Origin of the sequence: Sphingopyxis sp. H115 (assembly GCF_001468465.1) — a bacterium.
In the GTDB taxonomy this organism is placed as follows: Bacteria; Pseudomonadota; Alphaproteobacteria; order Sphingomonadales; family Sphingomonadaceae; genus Sphingopyxis.
This window is the reverse complement of record NZ_LNSA01000027.1, coordinates 19,999-38,529: the sequence shown is the minus strand read 5'-3', so window position 1 is coordinate 38,529 and position 18,531 is coordinate 19,999. Positions and strand designations below refer to the sequence as shown.

The following is an 18,531-nucleotide window of genomic DNA, read 5'->3' as shown; positions in this document are numbered from 1 at the left end:
CAGCGCAGTGTCAGCCGCCGAAATCCCACTGATGGCCCCATTCGTCTTCCTTGATGCTGATCGTCGGGGTGAAGCTGTTCCAGTCGGGCTGGATGCCGCCGAAACCATATTCGATGTCGAAGCCGCCGGGGCTGCGCATATAGAAGCTGACCATCTTGTCGTTCATATGCTTGCCGAGGCTCGACGAGATATGGACCCCCGCCGCCTTTGCGCGATCGAGCGCGCGGCCGACGTCATCGAGCCCCGGCACCTCGACCATCATGTGAACGAGCCCGCTCGGCACCGGGAATTCGGCGAGCGCGACACTATGGTGGCGCGGGTTGTCGCAGTGAAGGAAATGGAGGCCGAGCCCCGGATCGTCGGGACCGCCCTGCATATAGACGCGCATTTCGTCGGTGTCGCCGAAGCCGAGCAGCTCGATATAGAAGGCGCGCGTTTCGGCGAGCTTCGCGGCGGGGAGGACGACATGCCCCATCCCCATCTCGCCGGTGACGAATTCGGGCACGCCCGCGGGCGAGACGAAGGGGTCGCCGTCGACGACGCGGCCCCAGCCGATTTCGAGCCGGTTGCCCGACGGGTCGGCGCAGCGGACGAATTCGACGACATGCCGATCCTTCGCCTCGTCGGCCGATGCGGGTTCGACCGCGACGCCCGCGTCACGGAGCCCCGCGATGCCGCGATCGAACGCGGCCTTGTCGGGATAGACGAGACCGGCGGCGTGGAAACGCTCGCCATCGCCCTTGCGAATCAGCATGCGGAACGGCCGCTCGTCCATGCGCAGGCGCAGCCCGCCGTCATGATCGATCGCCTGCATCCCCAGAACATTCTCGCCATAGGCGCGCCACGCTTCGACATCGGCCGTATCGACCACGACATAGGCCAGGGACCTGATTGCCATTCGCTTCATCCTCTGCGTCCATGTGCGCATCCCGCGCACCAAGTTGAACGCAAGCTACAAGCGAAACCCCATCACTTCAAGTGCAATACGTAGAATTTAGCATCAAAATCTACGCAAACCGTATATTTTGACACTCAGCACCGCTTCGCGCGCATCGCCCCGACATCCAACCGCCGCTACGGCAGGCTGCGCTTTGCGTATCGCAGCCGGGACCATATTACGCAGCCCGTTCCTCCAAAGCAGTCCCAGCGACATTTTGCATAGAAAGTCGATTGACAACTTGCGTAGAAAAACGCATCATTCGCTACGAATATAGAAGCAACAACACGATGCGTGCGACCGCAAGCGCACAAAAACTCGAGGAGAGCACATGGCCACCGCCCCGAAGCAAGCCGGCGAGACCGCGCTACCCACCCCCGAAGCGTTGATTGCGCGCGCACGCGCGATGATCCCGACGCTGAAGACGCGCGCGCGCCAGACGACGCTGGACGGCAACGTGCCGGCGGAAACGGTCGCCGAGATGCAGGAAGCTGGCTTTTTCCGGATCCTTCAACCGCGACGCTGGGGCGGCTATGAAATGCACCCCAACGTCTTTTTCGAAGTGCAGAAGGCGCTCGCCGAAGGCTGCATGTCCACAGGCTGGATCTATGGCGTGCTCGGTTGCCACCCCTATGAGCTTGCGCTGTTCCACGACGAGGCACAGCGCGAGGTGTGGGGCGACAATGGCGGCGAAATGCTCGTTTCGTCAACCTATCAGCCGGTGGGCAAGGTCGAGAAAGTCGAGGGTGGATTCTATTTGTCGGGCCGCTGGGGCTTTTCGTCGGGTTCGACGCATTGCGGCTGGGTACTGCTCGGCGCGCTCAATTTCGATACCGACGGCGGCCCGCCCGACATGCGCACCTTCCTCCTCCCGCGCAGCGACTATCAGGTCATCGAGGGGACATGGGACGTATTCGGGCTACAGGGTACGGGCAGCTTCGACATCCTCGTCGAACGCGTCTTCGTTCCTGAGCATCGCACGCACCGCGCGGCCGACGGCTTTGCCTGCAGCAACCCCGGCCAGGCCGAGAATGACGGCCCGCTCTATCGCCTGCCGTGGGCGCAAGTCTTCGTCCGCTCGGTATCGACCGCGGCATTCGGCGGCGCGCGCGCGGCGGTCAATGCCGCGATGGAGATCATGCAGGGGCGCATTTCGACCAACACCGGCAAGGCGTCGAAGGCCGATCCGCTGCTCCACGGCGCGATCGCCAAGGCGTATGCGCAGATCCTCGAGATGGAGCTGACGCATCAGGCGACTTTCGACCGGCTGATGGCGAAGAGCGAGAGCGGCGAACCGATCACGCTCGAGGAGCGCGCACTCTATGCCTATCAAAGCTCGACCGTCGTGCGGCGCCTTGCCGAGCTCGTCGACGGCATGGTCCAACTCCTCGGCGGTCGCGCCATCTATATGTCGAGCGCGATCATCCAGCCGTGGCTCGACCTCAACGCCGCGCGCGCGCACGTTGCGAACGACCCCGGCAATCGCACCACCGACGTCGTGATGACGATGCTCGGCGAACCGCCCGCCTTCACCTTCATGTAAAAGGACCGAAACGATGGGAGAGATGAAGGAAGCGACGCACCGCGTCGCGGGCGGATATGACATCCACATCAAGGAGGCGGGCGAAGGCCCCGCCCTCGTCTTCGTCCACGGCAGCGGTCCGGGCGCGTCGGGGCTGTCGAACTTCCGGCAGAATGTCGGTGCGTTCGTCGACGCCGGCTACCGCGTCATCCTACCCGACATGATCGGCTACGGCGCCTCGTCGCAGCCCGACGACATAGACTATACGCTGACCCTGTTCACCGATACGCTGTATGAGGCGCTGAAGGCGCACGGCATCGAGCGTGCGACGCTGATCGGCAATTCGCTGGGCGGCGGCGTCGCGATCCAGATGGCGCAGGACCATCCCGAATTCACCGAGTGCCTGATCCTGATGGCGCCCGGCTGCATCGAAGAACTCGACGTCTATTTCGCGATGCCCGGCATCGCCGACATGCGCTCCTCCTTCGGCAGCCCCGATTTCGACCTTGCCGCGCAACGCCGCCTTGGCGAAAGCCTGGTCCACGACCCGAAGCACATTACCGACGCGCTCGTCGAGGAACGTTTCGCGGTCGCGAGCAAGCAGCCCAAGGAAGTGATCACGCGGATGCGGACGCACAATGTCCGTCCGCGTTTGGGCGAGATCAAGGTGCCGATCCTGCTCTTCTGGGGCCAGAACGAACGCTTCATGCCGCTATCGGGCATCCAGTATTTCTTTGAAGCCTGCGACGATGTGCGCTGCGTGACCTTCAACAAGGTCGGGCACTGGGTGCAGGTCGAGCGCGCAAGCGAGTTCAACCGCTATTCGATAGAGTTCCTCGATGAGCATCGCTGAAACTTACGGAAGCGAGCTTTATAAGGCGCTGCGCGGCCGGCGCACCGTCGCGCCGCTGATCGCGCGCGATCCGGCGCTGACGATCGACGACGCCTATGCGATCAGTCTCGATTTTCTGTCGCGGCGACTGGCGGACGGCGAACGCGTCGTCGGCAAGAAGATCGGGGTTACGTCGAAGGCGGTACAGGACATGCTGGGCGTCCACCAGCCCGACTTCGGCTTCCTCACCGACTGGATGCATGTCGAGGGCGATATCGACATCGATGCGAAGGCGCTGATCGCGCCGCGTGCCGAAGCCGAGATCGCCTTCATCCTGAAGGACAGCCTGAACGGTCCCGGCGTGACCGCCGCCGACGTGATCGCGGCGACCGAAAGCATCGCCCCCTGTTTCGAGATCGTCGACAGCCGCATCACCGACTGGACGATCGCCATCGTCGACACGGTCGCCGACAATGCGTCGTGCGGCGTGTTCATTCTCGGCGCGGCGCGGCTCGACCCGCGGGGGCTCGACCTGCCGAACCTGCATGTCGCCGTCGCGAAGAATGGCGCCCCGCTCTCCGAAGGCTATGGCCACGCGGTACAGGGCAACCCCGCCGAGGCGGTCGCGTGGCTCGCCAACACATTGGGCGCGTATGGCGTGACGCTCGATGCGGGCGACATCATCCTGTCGGGCAGCCTTGTCCCGCTCGCGGCTGCGGCAAAGGGCGACTGCTTCGAAATGATCCTCGGCGACGGCCACCGCACGCTCGGCCATTGCGTCGCGCGCTTTGTATAAGGAACCATGATGACCCGCGTGAAGGCAGCGATCATCGGATCGGGCAATATCGGCACCGACCTGATGATCAAGATGATCAAATATCCGCAGAATATGGAACTGGTCGCGGTCGTCGGCATCGACGAGAAATCCGAAGGCCTCGCGATGGCGCGCGAGCGCGGCGTCGCGACGACGCATGAGGGGCTCGACGGCCTCAAGGCGATGGACGTCTATCCCGAGATCGGCATCGTCTTCGATGCGACTTCGGCCTATGCGCACAAGGTGCATGATGCGGCGCTGCGCGCCGACGGCAAGCAGGTCGTCGACCTGACCCCCGCCGCGATCGGCCCCTATACGATCCCGACGGTCAATGGCGACGCCAATCTCGATGCCGGCAACGTCAATATGGTGACGTGCGGCGGACAGGCGACGATCCCGATGGTCGCGGCGGTCAGCCAGGTCGCGACCGTCCATTATGCCGAGATCGTCGCATCGGTCTCGTCGCGCTCGGCCGGGCCCGGCACGCGCGCCAACATCGACGAGTTCACCCGCACGACGGCGGGCGCGATCGAGAAGGTCGGCGGCGCGGCGCAGGGCAAGGCGATCATCATCCTTAACCCCGCCGAACCGCCGATGATCATGCGCGACACTGTGTTCACTTTGTCCGAGGGCGCCGACGAGGAGACGATCCGCGCGAGCGTCGAAGCGATGGTCAAGAAGGTGCAGGCCTATGTGCCCGGTTACCGGCTGAAGCAGGAAGTGCAGTTCGAGCGCTTCGGCGACAACAACAAGCTCAAGATTCCCGGCCGCGGCGAATTTACCGGCATCAAGACGATGATCCTGCTCGAGGTCGAGGGCGCGGGCGACTATCTGCCTCCCTATTCGGGCAATCTCGACATCATGACCGCCGCCGCCAAGGCGACCGGCGAACTGCTCGCGGAGCGCATCCGCGAAGGAAAGAAGGTGACGGCATGAGCGCCCAAAACACCAAGCGCTTCAACGTCGAGGCGGGCGACAAGCTCTATATCCAGGACGTCACGCTGCGCGACGGGATGCACGCGATCCGCCACATGTATGGCATCGATCATGTGCAGGCGATCGCCAAGGCGCTCGACGAAGCCGGGGTCGACGCGATCGAGGTCGCGCACGGCGACGGCCTCAGCGGCGCGAGCTTCAACTATGGCTTCGGCGCGCACACCGACTGGGAATGGCTCGAAGCGGTCGCCGCGGTGCTGACGAAGTCAGTCCTCACCACGCTGATCCTCCCCGGCGTCGGCACCGTCGACGAACTGCGCCACGCTTACGATCTCGGCGTGCGTTCGGTGCGCGTCGCGACGCATTGCACCGAGGCCGATGTCTCGAAACAGCATATCGGCATCGCGCGCGACCTCGGCATGGACGTCGCGGGCTTCCTGATGATGAGCCATATGATCGAGCCCGAGGCGCTGGCGAGCCAGGCACTGCTCATGGAAAGCTATGGCGCCCAGTGCGTCTATGTCACCGACAGCGGCGGCGCGCTCGACATGGACGGGGTGAAGGCGCGGCTCGAAGCATATGACCGGGTGCTCAAACCCGAAACGCAGCGCGGCATCCACGCGCATCATAATCTGTCGCTCGGCACCGCGAACAGCATCGTCGCGGCGCAGGCGGGCGCGGTGCGCATCGACGCCTCGCTGACCGGCATGGGCGCGGGCGCGGGCAATGCCCCGCTCGAAGTCTTCATCGCCGCCGCCGATCGCAAGGGCTGGAACCACGGCTGCGACGTCAACAAGCTGATGGACGCCGCCGAAGATCTGGTGCGTCCGCTCCAGGACCGCCCGGTGCGTGTCGACCGCGAGACGCTCGCACTCGGCTACGCCGGCGTCTACTCCAGCTTCCTGCGTCACGCCGAGAAAGCCGCCGAAACCTATGGCCTCGATACGCGCACGATCCTCGTCGAACTCGGGCGCCGCAAGATGGTCGGCGGACAGGAGGATATGATCGTCGACGTCGCGCTCGACATGCTGAAGGCGCGCGAGACCGCCGCATGAGCGATTTCACCACCGCGCGCCCCTTTCCCCACGAACGGGTCGAGCACTGGGACGCCGCGACCGAAGTCGCGATCGTCGGCTTCGGCGCCGCGGGTGCGTGCGCGGCGATCGAGGCGGCCGAGGCCGGCGCCGCGGTGACCTTGTTCGAGGCGGGGTCGGGCAACGGCGGCGCCTCGGCGCTGTCGGGCGGCGAAATCTATCTCGGCGGTGGCGGCGGCACCGATGCACAGCGCGCGGCAGGATACGATGATACGACCGAAGCGCTCCAAACCTATCTGACGATGGCGGGCGGCCCCGACGCCGATGCCGCGAAGATCGCGCTCTACGCACGCGAAAGCCTCGCCCATTATCAATGGCTCAAGGATCAGGGCGTGCCGTACAAGGGCAGCTTCCTGCCCGGCAAGATCATCGAGCCCGCCGAGGACGACACGCTGATCTGGTCGGGCAGCGAGGCGGCGTGGCCCTTTTCGGCCGCCGCGGCCCCCGCCCCGCGCGGGCATACCATCCAGTTCATGGGCTGGGGCGGCGGGCGCAAGCTCATCGACATCCTCGAAGGCCGCGTCCGCGCGCTCGGCGTCGATGTCCGCTGCGATGCGCGGGTGTTGTCGCTGATTGCCGACGCAAGCGGCCGCGTCACCGGCCTCATCGTGCGTATCGACGGCACGCCGCAATTTGTGCGGGCGCGCAAGGGCGTCATCCTCGCAACCGGCGGCTTCTGCATGAATCAGGACATGCTCCGCCGCTACGCCCCGCAGACGCTACGCCTCAGCGAACCGATCGGCGAGAATGACAATGGCTCGGGCATTTTGATGGGCATGGGCGTCGGCGGCGATGCGATCCACATGGACGAGTTCTTTACCACCTGCCCCTGGATCATGCCCGAAAGCCTAGTGAAGGGCATTTTCGTCAACGAGCGCGGCCAGCGCTTCATCAATGAGGATTGCTATCACGGGCGTGTCAGCCGGACGATGCTCGACCAGCCCGGCGACCGCGTCTTCCTGCTCGTCGACAATGCAATTTTTGCGCGCCCGCTCGACCTTGCACGGATCGAGATCGCGGCGGTCGGCGACAGCTGGGAAGAGGTCGAACGCGAGCTCGGCCTCCCCGAAGACACGCTCGCGGCCACGGTCCGCACCTTCAACCGCTATGCCGCCGAAGGGCACGATCCCGTCTTCCGCAAGGCGCCCGAATGGCTGAAGGTGCTGGACGAAGGACCGTTCGCGGCGCTCGAACTCAATATCCGCACCAGCTTCTTTTCCTTCTTCACGCTCGGCGGGCTCAACACATTGCCGTCGGGCGAGGTACTCGACCGCGCGGGCAGACCCGTTCCCGGGCTTTACGCCGCAGGCCGCGCCACGTCGGGGCTGCCGCGTTGGGGGCATGGCTATAGTTCGGGGCTGAGCCTTGCCGACTGCACCTTTTTCGGAAGGATGGCAGGGCGTAGCGCCGCCGGGATTGACTTGTCCTAAATCGAAACCGTTCGCCCTGAGCCTGTCGAAGCGCCATTCCTTCTTTGACGTCGCAAGAAAGGACGGTCCTTCGTCAAGTTCGGCACGAACGGAAACCCAAGCTCGCTGTTCAATACACCACCGCCGGATTGGGATCGCGCGGGCTGCCGAGCATCTCGCGGTGCGACGGCGGCGTCTTGCCGCGGTCGGTGATGCCGTAGCGCCCCGCGATCTCCGCCCCGATCAGCGTGTGCCCCGAAAGCTCGTCGCCGTTCGGATCGGCGGCGATCGCATGGACGATATGCCCGGTGAACTGCGGCATCTCCGCCATCGCCATGAAACCTTCATATTGCTCCTTGTTGACCTCGGCCGCGACCAGAGCGCGCTCGGTGATCTGCGGCCCCAGCCAGATCGATACCGCGCGGACCCCATACGGGCGGAAATCGACCGCCATGTCGTGCGCCAGCTTGTCGACGCCGGCCTTCTGCGCGCCATAGGCGGGGCCGTGCATATAGCAGCTCGCACCGAAGGATGAGGTGAAGGCGATCAATCCCGAGCCCTGTTCGACCATCATCTTCGCGGCATGCCAGCTCGCGACATAGGCCGAACGCAGCCCGACATCGATGATCCCGACCGCCGCCAGTTCCTTTTCCCAGAAGGGCGCCTGCTCGATCAGCTGGTGATGGATGTGCGTCGCATTGTTGACGAGGATATCGATCCGCCCGGCTTCGGCGCGCACACGGTCGAAAAGCGCAGCGATCTGCGCGTCGTCACCATGGTCGCACGCGACCGCAATCCCCCTGCCCCCCGCCGCGGTGATCGCCGCGGCGGTTTCATGGATCGTGCCGGCTAGTGGCTTGCCGTCCCAGCCGGTGGCGTCGCTATGGTCGATGCTGCGCCCGGTGACGAACACCGTCATCCCTTGTTCGCCGAGCCCGATGGCAATGCCTTTGCCCGCGCCGCGGCTGGCGCCCGTCACGACTGCGATTGCCGGATTCGTCATACCCACTCCCATCATTGATCATTTGCGTAGAATTTTCGGGAATATGCTACGCTATTGCCAGAATGAATCCATAGAAATTTGCGCAATATGACGATTTTGGCTTCCCTCTCGCTTCAAATGCGTGACATGGTGCCTCCATCTATTCGCACGTTGGAGAATCAGTTTCATGGTTGAGGACAGCCTTTCCCCCGCGCTCGGCGCGCCCGGCACAGCGGTCATCGTCACCGGTGGCGCGTCGGGCATCGGGCTTGCCTCGGCCGAAGCGCTCGCCGCGGTCGGGCGCAACGTCGCGCTGTGGGATATCGACGGCGGCAGGGCCACGGCGCAGGCCGGCGCGATCGCCGACCGCTTCGGGGTCAAGGCGCTGCCGGTCGCGATCGACCTCACCGACATAGCCGCCTATCCGTCGGCGATCGACGCGTGCCGCGCGACGCTCGGGCCGCTCGGCGGGCTCGTCCACGCGGCGGGGATCGTCGATACTGGTTCGCTCGAGGGAATCACGCCGCAAAGCTGGGACGCAGGGATCAACACGCACCTCCGCCCGCTCGCGCTGCTCACCCAGCAGCTTTACGCCGATTTCGCGGCCAACCCCGGTTCGGCCGTGGTCGGCATCGCCTCGATCAACGCAACGCTCGGCAATGCGGTCAACCCGATCTACAGCGCGGCGAAGGGCGGCATGCTCGCGCTGATCCGCGCGCTGGCCGACCGGCTTGCGCGCGACAATATCCGCATCAATGCCGTATCGCCCGGGCAGGTCCAGACACCGATGATGCAGCCTGCGGTCGACAACCTTCCCGAAGGCTGGTTCGAACGGCGCATCCTGCTCGAACGGCTTGGCGACCCTGCGGAGATCGGCCGTGTCGTGCGTTTCCTGCTGTCGAACGAGGCGAGCTATATCACCGCCGCCGAGTTGGTCGTCGATGGCGGCAATATCTCGTCGCAGCGGCAATAGGCCCGGCGCGAAGCGTCCGGTTCAGGCCGGGAGCTTCGCCGCCACCATCTCGAAATCGGCGAAGTCGGGTTTCGCCATCACTTCGGCAAAACGGCCATAGCTCCACGGCCAGGTCATCGGCACGCCATCCTTGCCGAGATACCAGCTCGAACAGCCCGACGCGAAGATCGTACCCTTCGCGGCCTCGGTCCGCGCTTCGTCGTATCGTGCCATAGCATCGGGCGTGACGCAGATTTCGGCGCATTCGCCGCTCGTCACCCTGTCGAGCAGCTGCTCGATATAACCCCATTGGCGCTCGGCGACGTCGATCAGCGAGAAATTGCCGACCGGCCCCGTTGGGCCGTTCAAGAAGAAGAAGTTCGGGAAATTGGGAAGAGAGATCGCATTGTACGCGGTCGCGTGATCGCGCCACATCTCGTCGATCGACACGCCGCCGCGCCCCGTCACCACCGCCGGGCGGATGAAGCGGTCGGCGTGGAAACCCGTCGCGAGAATGATCAGGTCGAGTTCATGGAGAATCCCATCGGAGGTGCGGATCCCGGCGGGCTCGACCCGCTCGATCCCCTCGACGACGATATCGACGTCATGCTGCTGCACGACCTGATAATAGTCGGGCGAGAAAATGAGCCGCTTGCACGCCGCGCGGTAATTGGGGCGCAGCCTTTCGCGCAGCACCGGGTCGGCGACCCCCTGCTCCAGATTGTCGCGCACGATCGTCTCGATGATGTGCATCTCTTCGCTGTCAGGCTTGATGATCCCCTCGGTAAAACGCAGCACGTTCGCCAGATATTCGGGATCGTAGCGGATCGCATCGATCAGCGCGGGATCGCGGCGGAAAGCTTCGCGCTGCTCCTCGGTGTAGGGGATGTTCGGCATCGGCATGATCCATTGCGGCGAGCGCTGGAAATGGCCGAGCCTGGCCGCGCGCCCGGCAAGCGCCGACACGAGCTGCACTCCGGTCGACCCGCTGCCCACGACGCCGATCCGCCGCCCGTCGAGCGGGGTCGATTCGTCCCAGCGCGCGCTGTGCGCAACGGTGCCGGCGAAGCTGTCGAGCCCCTCGATCTCGGGCATTCGCGGATGGTGAAGAACGCCGGTCGCCGCGATGACCACGTCGGCTTCGATGCTCATGCCCGCGCCGGTCATGATGGTCCAGACGCCGCCTTGATAGGTGCAGCTGTCGACCTCCTGCCCGAAATGCGCGATCTCGCGCAGGCCGAAGCGGTCGGTCACATCCTCGAAATAGTCCTGGATTTCGGGGCCGGGCGCAAGATAGCTGCTCCATTCGGCGTTCGGCGCGAAGCTGTAGGTATAGGCGTGCGCCGGCACGTCGCAGTTGAGCCCCGGATAGCGGTTCTCGCGCCAAGTGCCGCCGACCGTATCCGCTTTTTCAAGCAAGACGACGTTGCGATAGCCCGCTTCGCGCAACCGGATGCTCGCCAATATTCCCGACATGCCTGCGCCGATTACGACAAAGCGCAAATCCAGATTGCGTTGCACGGTCATCCCACTCCATCTGCCTGTTTCGGATTTCCCCTCGTCCTAGGCAGGTGGTAAACTTCCCACATCCCTCAAACGGACCATATCGCGAGGGACTGTTCGGAAGGAACAGCGCCGGATGGTTTGTGAGCGCTGTGCCGCCTCGAAGCTTACTGAAACGGCGGGGTCGGCAATTGGCGTCACTCGTCCTCGTGACGCGCGTGCCTAGGAGCGTGGTGTGAGTGGCTTGCTAGATGCCGACAAAGTAGCAATCATGCAGTGGGCGCAGAAGCACCATGAGATTGTGCGAGTATACCTCTACGGCAGTCGTGCTCGTGGCGACGATCGTGCTGACAGCGACATTGACCTGGCTACCGTCATGGATGCCCCAGACACCGACAAAGCCTACTCGATGTGGTCGGGTTTCAAATCCCACTTTGACGAAGCGCCCGACCTGCATCTGTCATCAGCAGTGCATTTGGAATGGTACGAGAAGAACGCTGGCTTGGAAAAAGTCGGAAATGGCGTCGAGAAAGACGGCGTGCTGCTGTTTGAGCGCCAAATCGAAAAGGGTGACTGAAATGGTCACCGGCGCTTTCTAACTCGCCTAAAAATCCAAGTATCTGATATACTTAGATTGAGTAGTGGTGCCCAGAAGAGGAACTGAACTGGGCATCAAAGCGGCGGAAATCCGATGCAATCAACAACGAGATACCGCTGAAACCATCATAGAAACCATCACAAAATTTGGCAAGGGCTGGACGATATCGGAAGCCGATTTTTGGTTGCAAATTCGCTCGCGATCGCAGTCGCAGCTTTTCAAGCTCGCCGGCAGAAAAATCGCCGACCGAGTAATCATTTTATGAGCGTCGAATTCGAGCTGGCAACTTGCTAGCTATTGCGGCCCAGTCCTGTTGACGAGGCCAATAAGGTCGAGACCACGCGTTCGAGTTCGGCCAGTGCGGCAATTGCCCCCATTCCCAAGAACGACCGCGCGCGCCCGGCGCTGGCCAACGGGCCGCCTTGCGCCGATCGCCTCAGAGAGTTGCCGCACATCCGCCAAAGGACGACAAATGGAGGCTTTGAGCGTCGATCATAACGGTCGAGTTCGCGCCTCGCGCTGTCGCCCGGGTCGTCTTGCAACTATGTACGGTGCCCTTCCGACCAGGCCAAAACAAATCCCATAGCTCAATCCCAGAGCCCACGCGGGTTCCCCCATCAGAGGCTTTCGTACGCTAAAGCGCCCGAGCCCTTCGCGTTAGGATGTGGATTAGCGCCAGAATGGGGCTCTGACTCACTTTTGGTGCAAGTGCGTTGATAGTGGCGAGTTTTTCCCCGAAGGAGGAGATCGCCATGCATGGGAGAGGTTTTCGCGAAGCCATTGCGCCAACAGGATTGGTGATCGACAAGGTCGAGTATGCCGCCGATCAGATACGGATCACCCGGCGATCCCGATTTCGAGTTTCGATTTACCCGAACTGCTGCCGCCCATCTGCGCGTGTCCACAGTCGATATCACTGTACACTCGCCGATCTACTCTCTCATGGCCGACCGGTTCGGATTACTCTTGTCGCCCGGCGTTTTCGCTGCGCCACATCCCGCTGCACCACGCGGATCTTCGTTGAACGCTTTCCTCCAGATGTGACTGCAACATTTGCCCGGCGTACGGCCCGCCTGGATTCTATCGTACATCACCTTAGGCTGGCGCTGGGTGGGCGTCCGGCGGCCAGCTTGGCGCGCCGCCTTGAGGTGTTCATCGGCGCGGGCAAGCGGCGGGAGTGGCCGCCCGAGGTGGAGGCCTCGATTGTCGCGGAGTGCTATTCGGGCCGCAAGGGCGTCAGTCCTGTGGCGCGCCGGCATGGGCTGGATCCCTCGCAGCTATACGCCTGGCGGCGGGATTTGCGTAAACAGCTTGAGGCCGAGGGTGTGATCCTGCCATCGGCACATTCGGAAGATCGGCGAGGATGTGGCCGAGCGCCTCGATGTGGTGCCGACCACCTTCCGCGTCCTGGTCACCCGGCGGCCGCGTTATGGCTGCCGTTCGTGCGAGAGCGCGATCGTGCAGGCTCCGGCGCCAGCGCGGATCATCGAGGGCGGTACTCCCACCGAGGCACTGATCGCCCAGGTGCTGGTATCCAAGTATGCCGATCACCTGCCGCTTTACCGGCAGGCCCAGATATACGCCCGGCAGGGCGTCCGGCTCGACCGATCCACTTTGGCCGACTGGGTCGGGCGAGCGGCCTGGTATCTGCGCCCCTTGCGTGACCACATTCTCGACGAGCTACGACGATCCGAGCGGTTGTTCGCCGACGAGATAACCGCCCCGGTCCTCGATCCGGGCGCGGGCCGACCAAGACAGGACAGCTCTGGGCCTATGCTCGCGATGATCGACCATGGGGCGGCTGCGATCCGCCGATCGTTGCCTATGTCTATGCGCCAGATCGCAAGGCAAAACGCCCTCACACGCACCTTGGTGATTTCGCGGGCATCCTGCAGGTCGATGGCTATGGCGGCTACGCCGCGCTCGCCCGGCGGCGCCAGCAGATCCGGCTCGCTTTCTGCTGGGCGCACGTCCGCCGCAAGTTCTACGAACTGGCCGACACGTCGCCGGTCGCCACCGAAGTGCTGCGCCGCATTGCCTTGCTCTATGGTGTCGAGGACGAGGTGCGCGGTTCACCCGCCGAGCAACGCTGTGCCGCTCGGACCGAACGCAGCCGCGTCATCGTCGGTGATCTTCATCAATATCTTGCCGCCCCTGGCCGCCAAGTCAGCGCCAAGAGCAAGCTCGGCGAGGCGATCCGCTATGCGCTCACCCGCTGGGATGGACTGTCCCGGTTCATCGACGACGGCCGCATCGAGCTCGACTCCAATACCGTCGAACGCTCGATCCGCCCCCTCGCATTGAATCGCAAAGATGCCCTGTTTGCCGGTTCCGACGAAGGCGGCGACAACTGGGCGGTGATCGCCACGCTCATCGAAAACTGCAAGATCAGCGGCGTCAACCCGCACGGCTGGATGACCCAGACCCTCGTGAAACTTGCCAACGGTCATCCCGCCAACAATCTCGCCCAACTCATGCCATGGTCCACCGTGGCCTGAAAACACCGGTTACATGCTTTCGCTGCTTGGCACTGTTTCGCCTTCCCGTTCTATCTGGTGCGGCGCGAACGATGGCTTGAACGCCGCAACGGCATGGCCGGCGAACGCTGAGTGGCAGCTCCCTTTCCCGGCAGGCAAGGTCTGGCAAGCACCGCACCTGCGGGAACCCGGGGCGAAGGACAACCAGGATCAGGCTGCAAGTGGCGGTGCAGTGTGCGTATCCCAAAGGGCAAGAATGCTGCGGAGTGCGGTTACAAAGGCCAAAGGCTGATCGAGCATCAGATGGTGACGGGCTTCAGGCACCGCGATGATCGGAATGTCACCTCCACCCAGCTCGCGGACGTATTCGGCCGATTCCGGGGTGAAGAGTTGGCTCATACCGCCGTGCACGATGGCCTTCCGGCCCGGTGCCTGCACCAGACGCTCGCCCATGGTGAGCCATTCGTTGGGCTTGTTGCTCCTCCGAAAGACCTCGGTTGAAAACTTCCACGTCCACTCGTCTCCATCCTGTCGCAGGGAATGATAGGCCATGTAGTCCAGAAGGAATGGCTCGCCGACCGGCTGGGGCGGGGAAAGGATGTACCGCTTACGTGCCGTTTCATAGCAAGGATAACGCTTGCTGGGCTTGTCCGGATCGCCGGAACCAGGGCTTGACCGCCTGAGGTTCCAGTACTCTTCCAGGAGAGCGGGCCGCATGATCATGAGATCGCAAACCACCACTCCGGCAAAGGCCTCGGGCCACTGGGTCACGGCTGTCAGGGCTGCGCCCGACCCGAAGCTGTGCGCGATGATTGTCGGCTTTTGGCCATCCGCAAACATATTCAGCGCCTCGGCAATCTCGCGAAACTCGCCCCCTCTCGCCAAGAGGTCGGCGCGACCACGCATGTCGCTGTCGCCCATGCCGGCCAGATCAAACGCCACCACGTCATAATCTTCTGCCAGAAACGGTGCAATGAAGGCAAAGCAGCGCGCATGTGCCAGAAAGCCATGGGTCATCAATACCTTGGGCTTGCTGGGGTCACCCCAGCGGAAATAGTGCGCCTTGGCCCCATCTATTTCCACATAACCTTCTTCGCGGGGCACCTTGAGCGCCGACACGAACCATTCGGGCAGATGTGAGCCGTCGCCAGCCCAAACAGGATCAATGTCCACTGGAAAGTCACTTATTCTGAACATCTCATTCATCAGGTTGCGCTGTCCTTGTTCGCTGGTGTGCTGGCGGCAAAGCCGCGGTAGGCATCGCGTGCCACATCGCCGCAAATCGCAGCATAGGTCGACACGCTTGGAAAATTGATGAGTTGGCGCTTCTTACCCGGGATGTTTGCGCCCATGTACCAGGAGTCCGCTTCGGGAAAGAGCGTCATAGCGCCAACCTGAGCGACCATTTCGGTCCAGTCCGCCTCTGCTTGCGGATCGGCGTCGAAAAGATCGTAACCGTTGTTTCGCAGCCAGACCATGAAATCGCAGATCCAGTCGCCCTGCATTTCCGCGCTTGTCGGGCCGTTGGAAAAACCCGAGGGGCTCAGGGGTCCGTAAGCGAACAGCATGTTGGGGAAACCCGATACCGCCATTCCCAGATAGGCGCGCAGCCCGTTGTCCCAAGCTTGCGACAGTAACAGGCCGCCCCTGCCGGTGATGTTCATGTCGATCAACCCGCCCCGCCCCGCGTCGAAGCCGGTGGCGAAAACGATGAGATCGCATTCGACCTCGCCGTCTGCGGTTGTGATTGCGTGCGGCCCGACACGGGTGATCGGGTTTGCCTTCAGATCAACCAGCGCAACATTGTCCTGCGCGAAAATCTCGTAATATCCCTGTTCCAGCGAAGGTCGCTTCGTGCCGAACGGATGCGGCGGTTCGGATGGGGCGAGTTTCTCGGCCAGATCGGGATCGGCGATCCGCGCGCGAACCTTGTCGCGCCAGAAATCGTAGGCGTGGCGATTGGCTGCGCGATTGGTAAGCAAGTCGGCGAAGTTGTGGTACCAGAACCTCAATCCGCCTCGCTGCCATAAATCTTCGAAGTGGGCATTGCGCTCAATCTCGTCGACTTCGAGCGCCGAGACTTCAAGTGACTGGCTTTCAAATCCTCCGCTCGTCTGCCTGCGCTGTTCGAAAAGGGCAGGATAGCTGTGCTTTTCGCGTTCCTGATCCTCCCGCGTCAGCCGCTCCTGCCGCATCGGCAGGGCCAGGATCGGGGTTCTTTGGAACAGGATCAGCGCTTCAGCCCGCTTGGCTGCTTCTTGGGCGACCTGCACACCGCTCGCTCCGGTTCCGATCAGGGCAACTTTGCGCCCATCGAGATCAATACCCTCCTGCGGCCAGCGCGCCGTGTGGCACCATTCGCCCTCGAAATCCTCAATGCCCGGAATGTCGGGGATATACGGCTTCGACGCAAAACCGAGGGCTGGGAGCAAGAAGCGTGTCGATACGGATTGCCCGCCCTCAAGCTGTAGATTCCATAGTCCCCGCCCTGCATCAAAATCGGCGCTTTCGACCCTCGATCCCATCCGCATCAGCGGCCAAAGGTTCAGCGTATCGCAGACATGGCGGAAATAGGCCCTGAGTTCTTCCCAGCCGGGAAAGCGCTCACTCCAAGTCCATGTCCGCCACACTTCGGGGATCGAGAATTCATAGAGCGGAATCTGCGAATCCACGCGTGCGCCGGGATAGCAATTCCAGTGCCAGATGCCGCCCGGATCGGTCGCAGCATCGACCAGCAGCACGTTGAACCCGGCGTCCCGCAACTTGTGGAGCAAGTAGATCCCGCTGAAGCCAGCACCGATGATCACAGCGTCATAATCGGGCGAAGTCTGATTCGTCATGAAGCGGCAGTCAGGCTCTCGGCAATTGCCTTCGCCGTTGCATAGTCGGCCTTGCCGTTCGATGCGCGCAGGGGGATCTTCGTTGGATATATGGCCTTCGGTGTTTTGTAGCCTGCCAACTGCCCCCGCACATGATCCTTGACGGCTTGCTCGTCGAACGCAACGTCGCCGCTGAGGTGGACGACGGCGGTGACGGCCTGACCCCATTTTTCGTTTGGCACGTCCACGACCAGCGCGTCACCAATCGCGGGATGGGTCTTGAGAATCTCCTCGACTTCCTCGGGGTAAACTTTCTCGCCAGCAGTGTTGATGCAAACGCTGCCACGGCCCAGCAAGGTCAGGCTGCCATCGGCCTCGACCGTGCACCAGTCGCCCGGAATCGAATAGCGGACCCCATCGATTGTGCGGAAGGTCTTGGCGGATTTCTCGGGATCCTTGTAATAACCCGCTGGGATCGCACCCATGAGGGCGATAAATCCCGGTACGCCGCTTCCCGGCGTCACTTTCTGGTCGTTTTCATCAAAGACATGACAGAATTCGCCAATCGCAAATTTCGCGGTGTTGGTGCCCCCTTGCGCGGTTGTGATGGAGCGGCCGAAGCCGAGCCCTTCGGAAGCGCCGAAGCTGTCCATCAGCACCACCTGGGGGATATGCTTGCACAGCCCAGCCTTGACTTCCTTGCTCCACATCACGCCGGATGAAACGATGGTGACGAGGCTGCTGGTATCCCAGCGGCCGGGATTCCGGTCCAGCGCCTGCAGCATTGGCTTGGCAAAGGCATCGCCCACAATTGCGATGCTTTGCACCTTATGCTTATCAACTGTTTCCCACAACTCCGTCGCATCGAAGGACGAGTCTGCGAGTGTAACGATGGCGCCGCCCGACATAAGTGTGCCGATCGCGGTGATGAAGCCGGTCCCGTGCATCATCGGGCAGGATGGCAGGGTGCGGTTGCCGGGCCCTTGACTTGTGATCAACGCGACGTGTTCTTCGAGTGTCTGAGGAACGGGGGCGAGCAGCTTCTGGGCCTCGAGCTGTGCTTTGCGCATTTGGTCGTGATGCCACATCACGCCCTTGGGCATGCCCGTCGTGCCGCCGGTATAGATGAAGAGCTGATCTTCGGGAGAGCGCACTATGCCGAGCGCCGATCCGTCGCCTTCTTGCGCGAGTGTTTCGTAAGGGATCGCAAAAGGCGCGATTTGCGAAGCCTCGCCAATTTCCACAAAGGTGTGAACCTTCTCGAGCCGATCCTCGAGCTCGACGATACAGTCGCGGAATTCCGAGCTGTAGACGATCACTTCGCTATCGGAATCGTCGAAGATATAGAAGACCTCCTCGGCGACATAGCGGTAATTGATGTTCACATGGATCAGGCGCCCCTTGAAGCAGGCTGCCATCAACTCGCCATATTCGGGTCGGTTGCGCATATAAAAGGCAACCTTGGCCCCATTGCCGGCTCCGCGCTGCCGGAGCGCGCGGGCAACATTGTTCGAACGTCCCGACATTTCGGGCCAGGTGATGATCCGGTCGCCGTGTATCAGGGCCGGCGCATCCTTTGGCATGACGGGCTCGATAGCGTCGAGAATGTCGCCGAGATTCCAGTCGATCACATTAGTTCCCCTCTCCGAACGGGGT

General features: G+C 62.7%; 15 protein-coding genes and 2 pseudogenes. 11 read left to right on the top strand and 6 right to left on the bottom strand.

Going from position 1 to position 18,531, the window contains the following annotated elements; genetic code table 11:
• Positions 1-10: 10 nt before the first annotated feature.
• Positions 11-898, bottom strand: a complete 888-nt coding sequence (locus ATE71_RS16800; RefSeq protein WP_058804454.1) for a VOC family protein — start codon at positions 896-898, stop codon at positions 11-13.
• 370 nt (positions 899-1,268) lie between these two features.
• Here ATE71_RS16800 and ATE71_RS16795 point away from each other — a divergent pair, with 370 nt between their 5' ends.
• From ATE71_RS16795 to ATE71_RS16770, 6 genes are read left to right on the top strand one after another with little or no spacing between them, the layout of a single operon-like run.
• A complete protein-coding gene (locus ATE71_RS16795) occupies positions 1,269-2,480 on the top strand; it encodes an acyl-CoA dehydrogenase family protein (protein ID WP_058804453.1) in 1,212 nt (403 codons plus the stop codon).
• 13 nt (positions 2,481-2,493) lie between these two features.
• Complete coding sequence (locus ATE71_RS16790) at positions 2,494-3,312, top strand: alpha/beta fold hydrolase (protein ID WP_058804452.1); 819 nt, start codon at positions 2,494-2,496, stop codon at positions 3,310-3,312.
• Positions 3,299-4,087 carry a fumarylacetoacetate hydrolase family protein gene (locus ATE71_RS16785; RefSeq protein ID WP_058804451.1) on the top strand — a complete coding sequence of 263 codons (789 nt, stop codon included), beginning with the start codon at positions 3,299-3,301 and terminating at the stop codon, positions 4,085-4,087. The genes ATE71_RS16790 and ATE71_RS16785 overlap by 14 nt, the downstream gene beginning before the upstream one ends.
• A gap of 9 nt (positions 4,088-4,096) precedes the next feature.
• The gene (locus tag ATE71_RS16780; protein ID WP_058804474.1) at positions 4,097-5,041 is read left to right on the top strand and encodes an acetaldehyde dehydrogenase (acetylating); all 945 of its coding nucleotides are present in this window, start codon (positions 4,097-4,099) and stop codon (positions 5,039-5,041) included.
• Positions 5,038-6,096 (top strand): 4-hydroxy-2-oxovalerate aldolase, encoded by a 1,059-nt coding sequence (gene dmpG, locus ATE71_RS16775; protein ID WP_058804450.1) that lies wholly within the window; start codon positions 5,038-5,040, stop codon positions 6,094-6,096. Before ATE71_RS16780 ends, dmpG begins: the two co-directional genes overlap by 4 nt.
• Positions 6,093-7,565, top strand: a complete 1,473-nt coding sequence (locus ATE71_RS16770) for an FAD-dependent oxidoreductase (protein WP_058804449.1) — start codon at positions 6,093-6,095, stop codon at positions 7,563-7,565. Before dmpG ends, ATE71_RS16770 begins: the two co-directional genes overlap by 4 nt.
• A gap of 109 nt (positions 7,566-7,674) precedes the next feature.
• Here the strand turns inward: ATE71_RS16770 and ATE71_RS16765 are convergent, their stop codons facing one another.
• Positions 7,675-8,547, bottom strand: coding sequence for an SDR family NAD(P)-dependent oxidoreductase (locus tag ATE71_RS16765; RefSeq protein WP_058804448.1), 873 nt, complete (start codon positions 8,545-8,547; stop codon positions 7,675-7,677).
• Between the two features lie 166 nt (positions 8,548-8,713).
• Between ATE71_RS16765 and ATE71_RS16760 the strand changes: the two genes are divergently transcribed.
• The gene (locus tag ATE71_RS16760; RefSeq protein ID WP_058804447.1) at positions 8,714-9,499 is read left to right on the top strand and encodes an SDR family NAD(P)-dependent oxidoreductase; all 786 of its coding nucleotides are present in this window, start codon (positions 8,714-8,716) and stop codon (positions 9,497-9,499) included.
• 21 nt (positions 9,500-9,520) lie between these two features.
• On the opposite strand, the gene ATE71_RS16755 is transcribed toward ATE71_RS16760, so the two are convergent.
• Positions 9,521-11,005: a flavin-containing monooxygenase gene (locus ATE71_RS16755; RefSeq protein ID WP_058804446.1), complete on the bottom strand. Its 1,485-nt coding sequence runs from the start codon at positions 11,003-11,005 to the stop codon at positions 9,521-9,523.
• A 211-nt stretch (positions 11,006-11,216) separates the two neighbouring features.
• Between ATE71_RS16755 and ATE71_RS16750 the strand changes: the two genes are divergently transcribed.
• The 4 genes and pseudogenes from ATE71_RS16750 to tnpC form a co-directional block, all read left to right on the top strand.
• Positions 11,217-11,558, top strand: a complete 342-nt coding sequence (locus ATE71_RS16750) for a nucleotidyltransferase domain-containing protein (protein WP_160328060.1) — start codon at positions 11,217-11,219, stop codon at positions 11,556-11,558.
• Between the two features lie 67 nt (positions 11,559-11,625).
• Positions 11,626-11,844, top strand: coding sequence for a hypothetical protein (locus tag ATE71_RS22285; RefSeq protein ID WP_141237084.1), 219 nt, complete (start codon positions 11,626-11,628; stop codon positions 11,842-11,844).
• Positions 11,845-12,331: 487 nt separating this feature from the next.
• A pseudogene (locus tag ATE71_RS23190) lies at positions 12,332-12,889 on the top strand (transposase); the annotation flags it as partial.
• Between the two features lie 22 nt (positions 12,890-12,911).
• A pseudogene (tnpC, locus tag ATE71_RS16745) lies at positions 12,912-14,077 on the top strand (IS66 family transposase); the annotation flags it as partial.
• A 189-nt stretch (positions 14,078-14,266) separates the two neighbouring features.
• On the opposite strand, the gene ATE71_RS16740 reads toward tnpC, so the two are convergent.
• The 3 genes from ATE71_RS16740 to ATE71_RS16730 are packed head-to-tail and all read right to left on the bottom strand — an operon-like array spanning position 14,267 to position 18,506.
• Positions 14,267-15,262 (bottom strand): alpha/beta fold hydrolase, encoded by a 996-nt coding sequence (locus ATE71_RS16740; protein WP_039575348.1) that lies wholly within the window; start codon positions 15,260-15,262, stop codon positions 14,267-14,269.
• Positions 15,262-16,896: a flavin-containing monooxygenase gene (locus ATE71_RS16735; protein WP_058804444.1), complete on the bottom strand. Its 1,635-nt coding sequence runs from the start codon at positions 16,894-16,896 to the stop codon at positions 15,262-15,264. Before ATE71_RS16735 ends, ATE71_RS16740 begins: the two co-directional genes overlap by 1 nt.
• Positions 16,893-18,506, bottom strand: coding sequence for an acyl-CoA synthetase (locus ATE71_RS16730; protein ID WP_058804443.1), 1,614 nt, complete (start codon positions 18,504-18,506; stop codon positions 16,893-16,895). The genes ATE71_RS16735 and ATE71_RS16730 overlap by 4 nt, the downstream gene beginning before the upstream one ends.
• Positions 18,507-18,531: the final 25 nt, after the last annotated feature.

Excerpts from the sequence above, each read along its gene's own strand:
- ATE71_RS16755 (WP_058804446.1), bottom strand. The coding sequence starts at position 11,005 with ATGACCGTGCAACGCAATCTGGATTTGCGCTTTGTCGTAATCGGCGCA.
- ATE71_RS16800 (WP_058804454.1), bottom strand. The coding sequence starts at position 898 with ATGGCAATCAGGTCCCTGGCCTATGTCGTGGTCGATACGGCCGATGTC.
- ATE71_RS16785 (WP_058804451.1), top strand. The coding sequence starts at position 3,299 with ATGAGCATCGCTGAAACTTACGGAAGCGAGCTTTATAAGGCGCTGCGC.
- dmpG (WP_058804450.1), top strand. The coding sequence starts at position 5,038 with ATGAGCGCCCAAAACACCAAGCGCTTCAACGTCGAGGCGGGCGACAAG.
- ATE71_RS16740 (WP_039575348.1), bottom strand. The coding sequence starts at position 15,262 with ATGAATGAGATGTTCAGAATAAGTGACTTTCCAGTGGACATTGATCCT.
- ATE71_RS16795 (WP_058804453.1), top strand. The coding sequence starts at position 1,269 with ATGGCCACCGCCCCGAAGCAAGCCGGCGAGACCGCGCTACCCACCCCC.
- ATE71_RS16790 (WP_058804452.1), top strand. The coding sequence starts at position 2,494 with ATGGGAGAGATGAAGGAAGCGACGCACCGCGTCGCGGGCGGATATGAC.
- ATE71_RS16765 (WP_058804448.1), bottom strand. The coding sequence starts at position 8,547 with ATGACGAATCCGGCAATCGCAGTCGTGACGGGCGCCAGCCGCGGCGCG.
- ATE71_RS16760 (WP_058804447.1), top strand. The coding sequence starts at position 8,714 with ATGGTTGAGGACAGCCTTTCCCCCGCGCTCGGCGCGCCCGGCACAGCG.
- ATE71_RS16735 (WP_058804444.1), bottom strand. The coding sequence starts at position 16,896 with ATGACGAATCAGACTTCGCCCGATTATGACGCTGTGATCATCGGTGCT.
- ATE71_RS16770 (WP_058804449.1), top strand. The coding sequence starts at position 6,093 with ATGAGCGATTTCACCACCGCGCGCCCCTTTCCCCACGAACGGGTCGAG.
- ATE71_RS16780 (WP_058804474.1), top strand. The coding sequence starts at position 4,097 with ATGACCCGCGTGAAGGCAGCGATCATCGGATCGGGCAATATCGGCACC.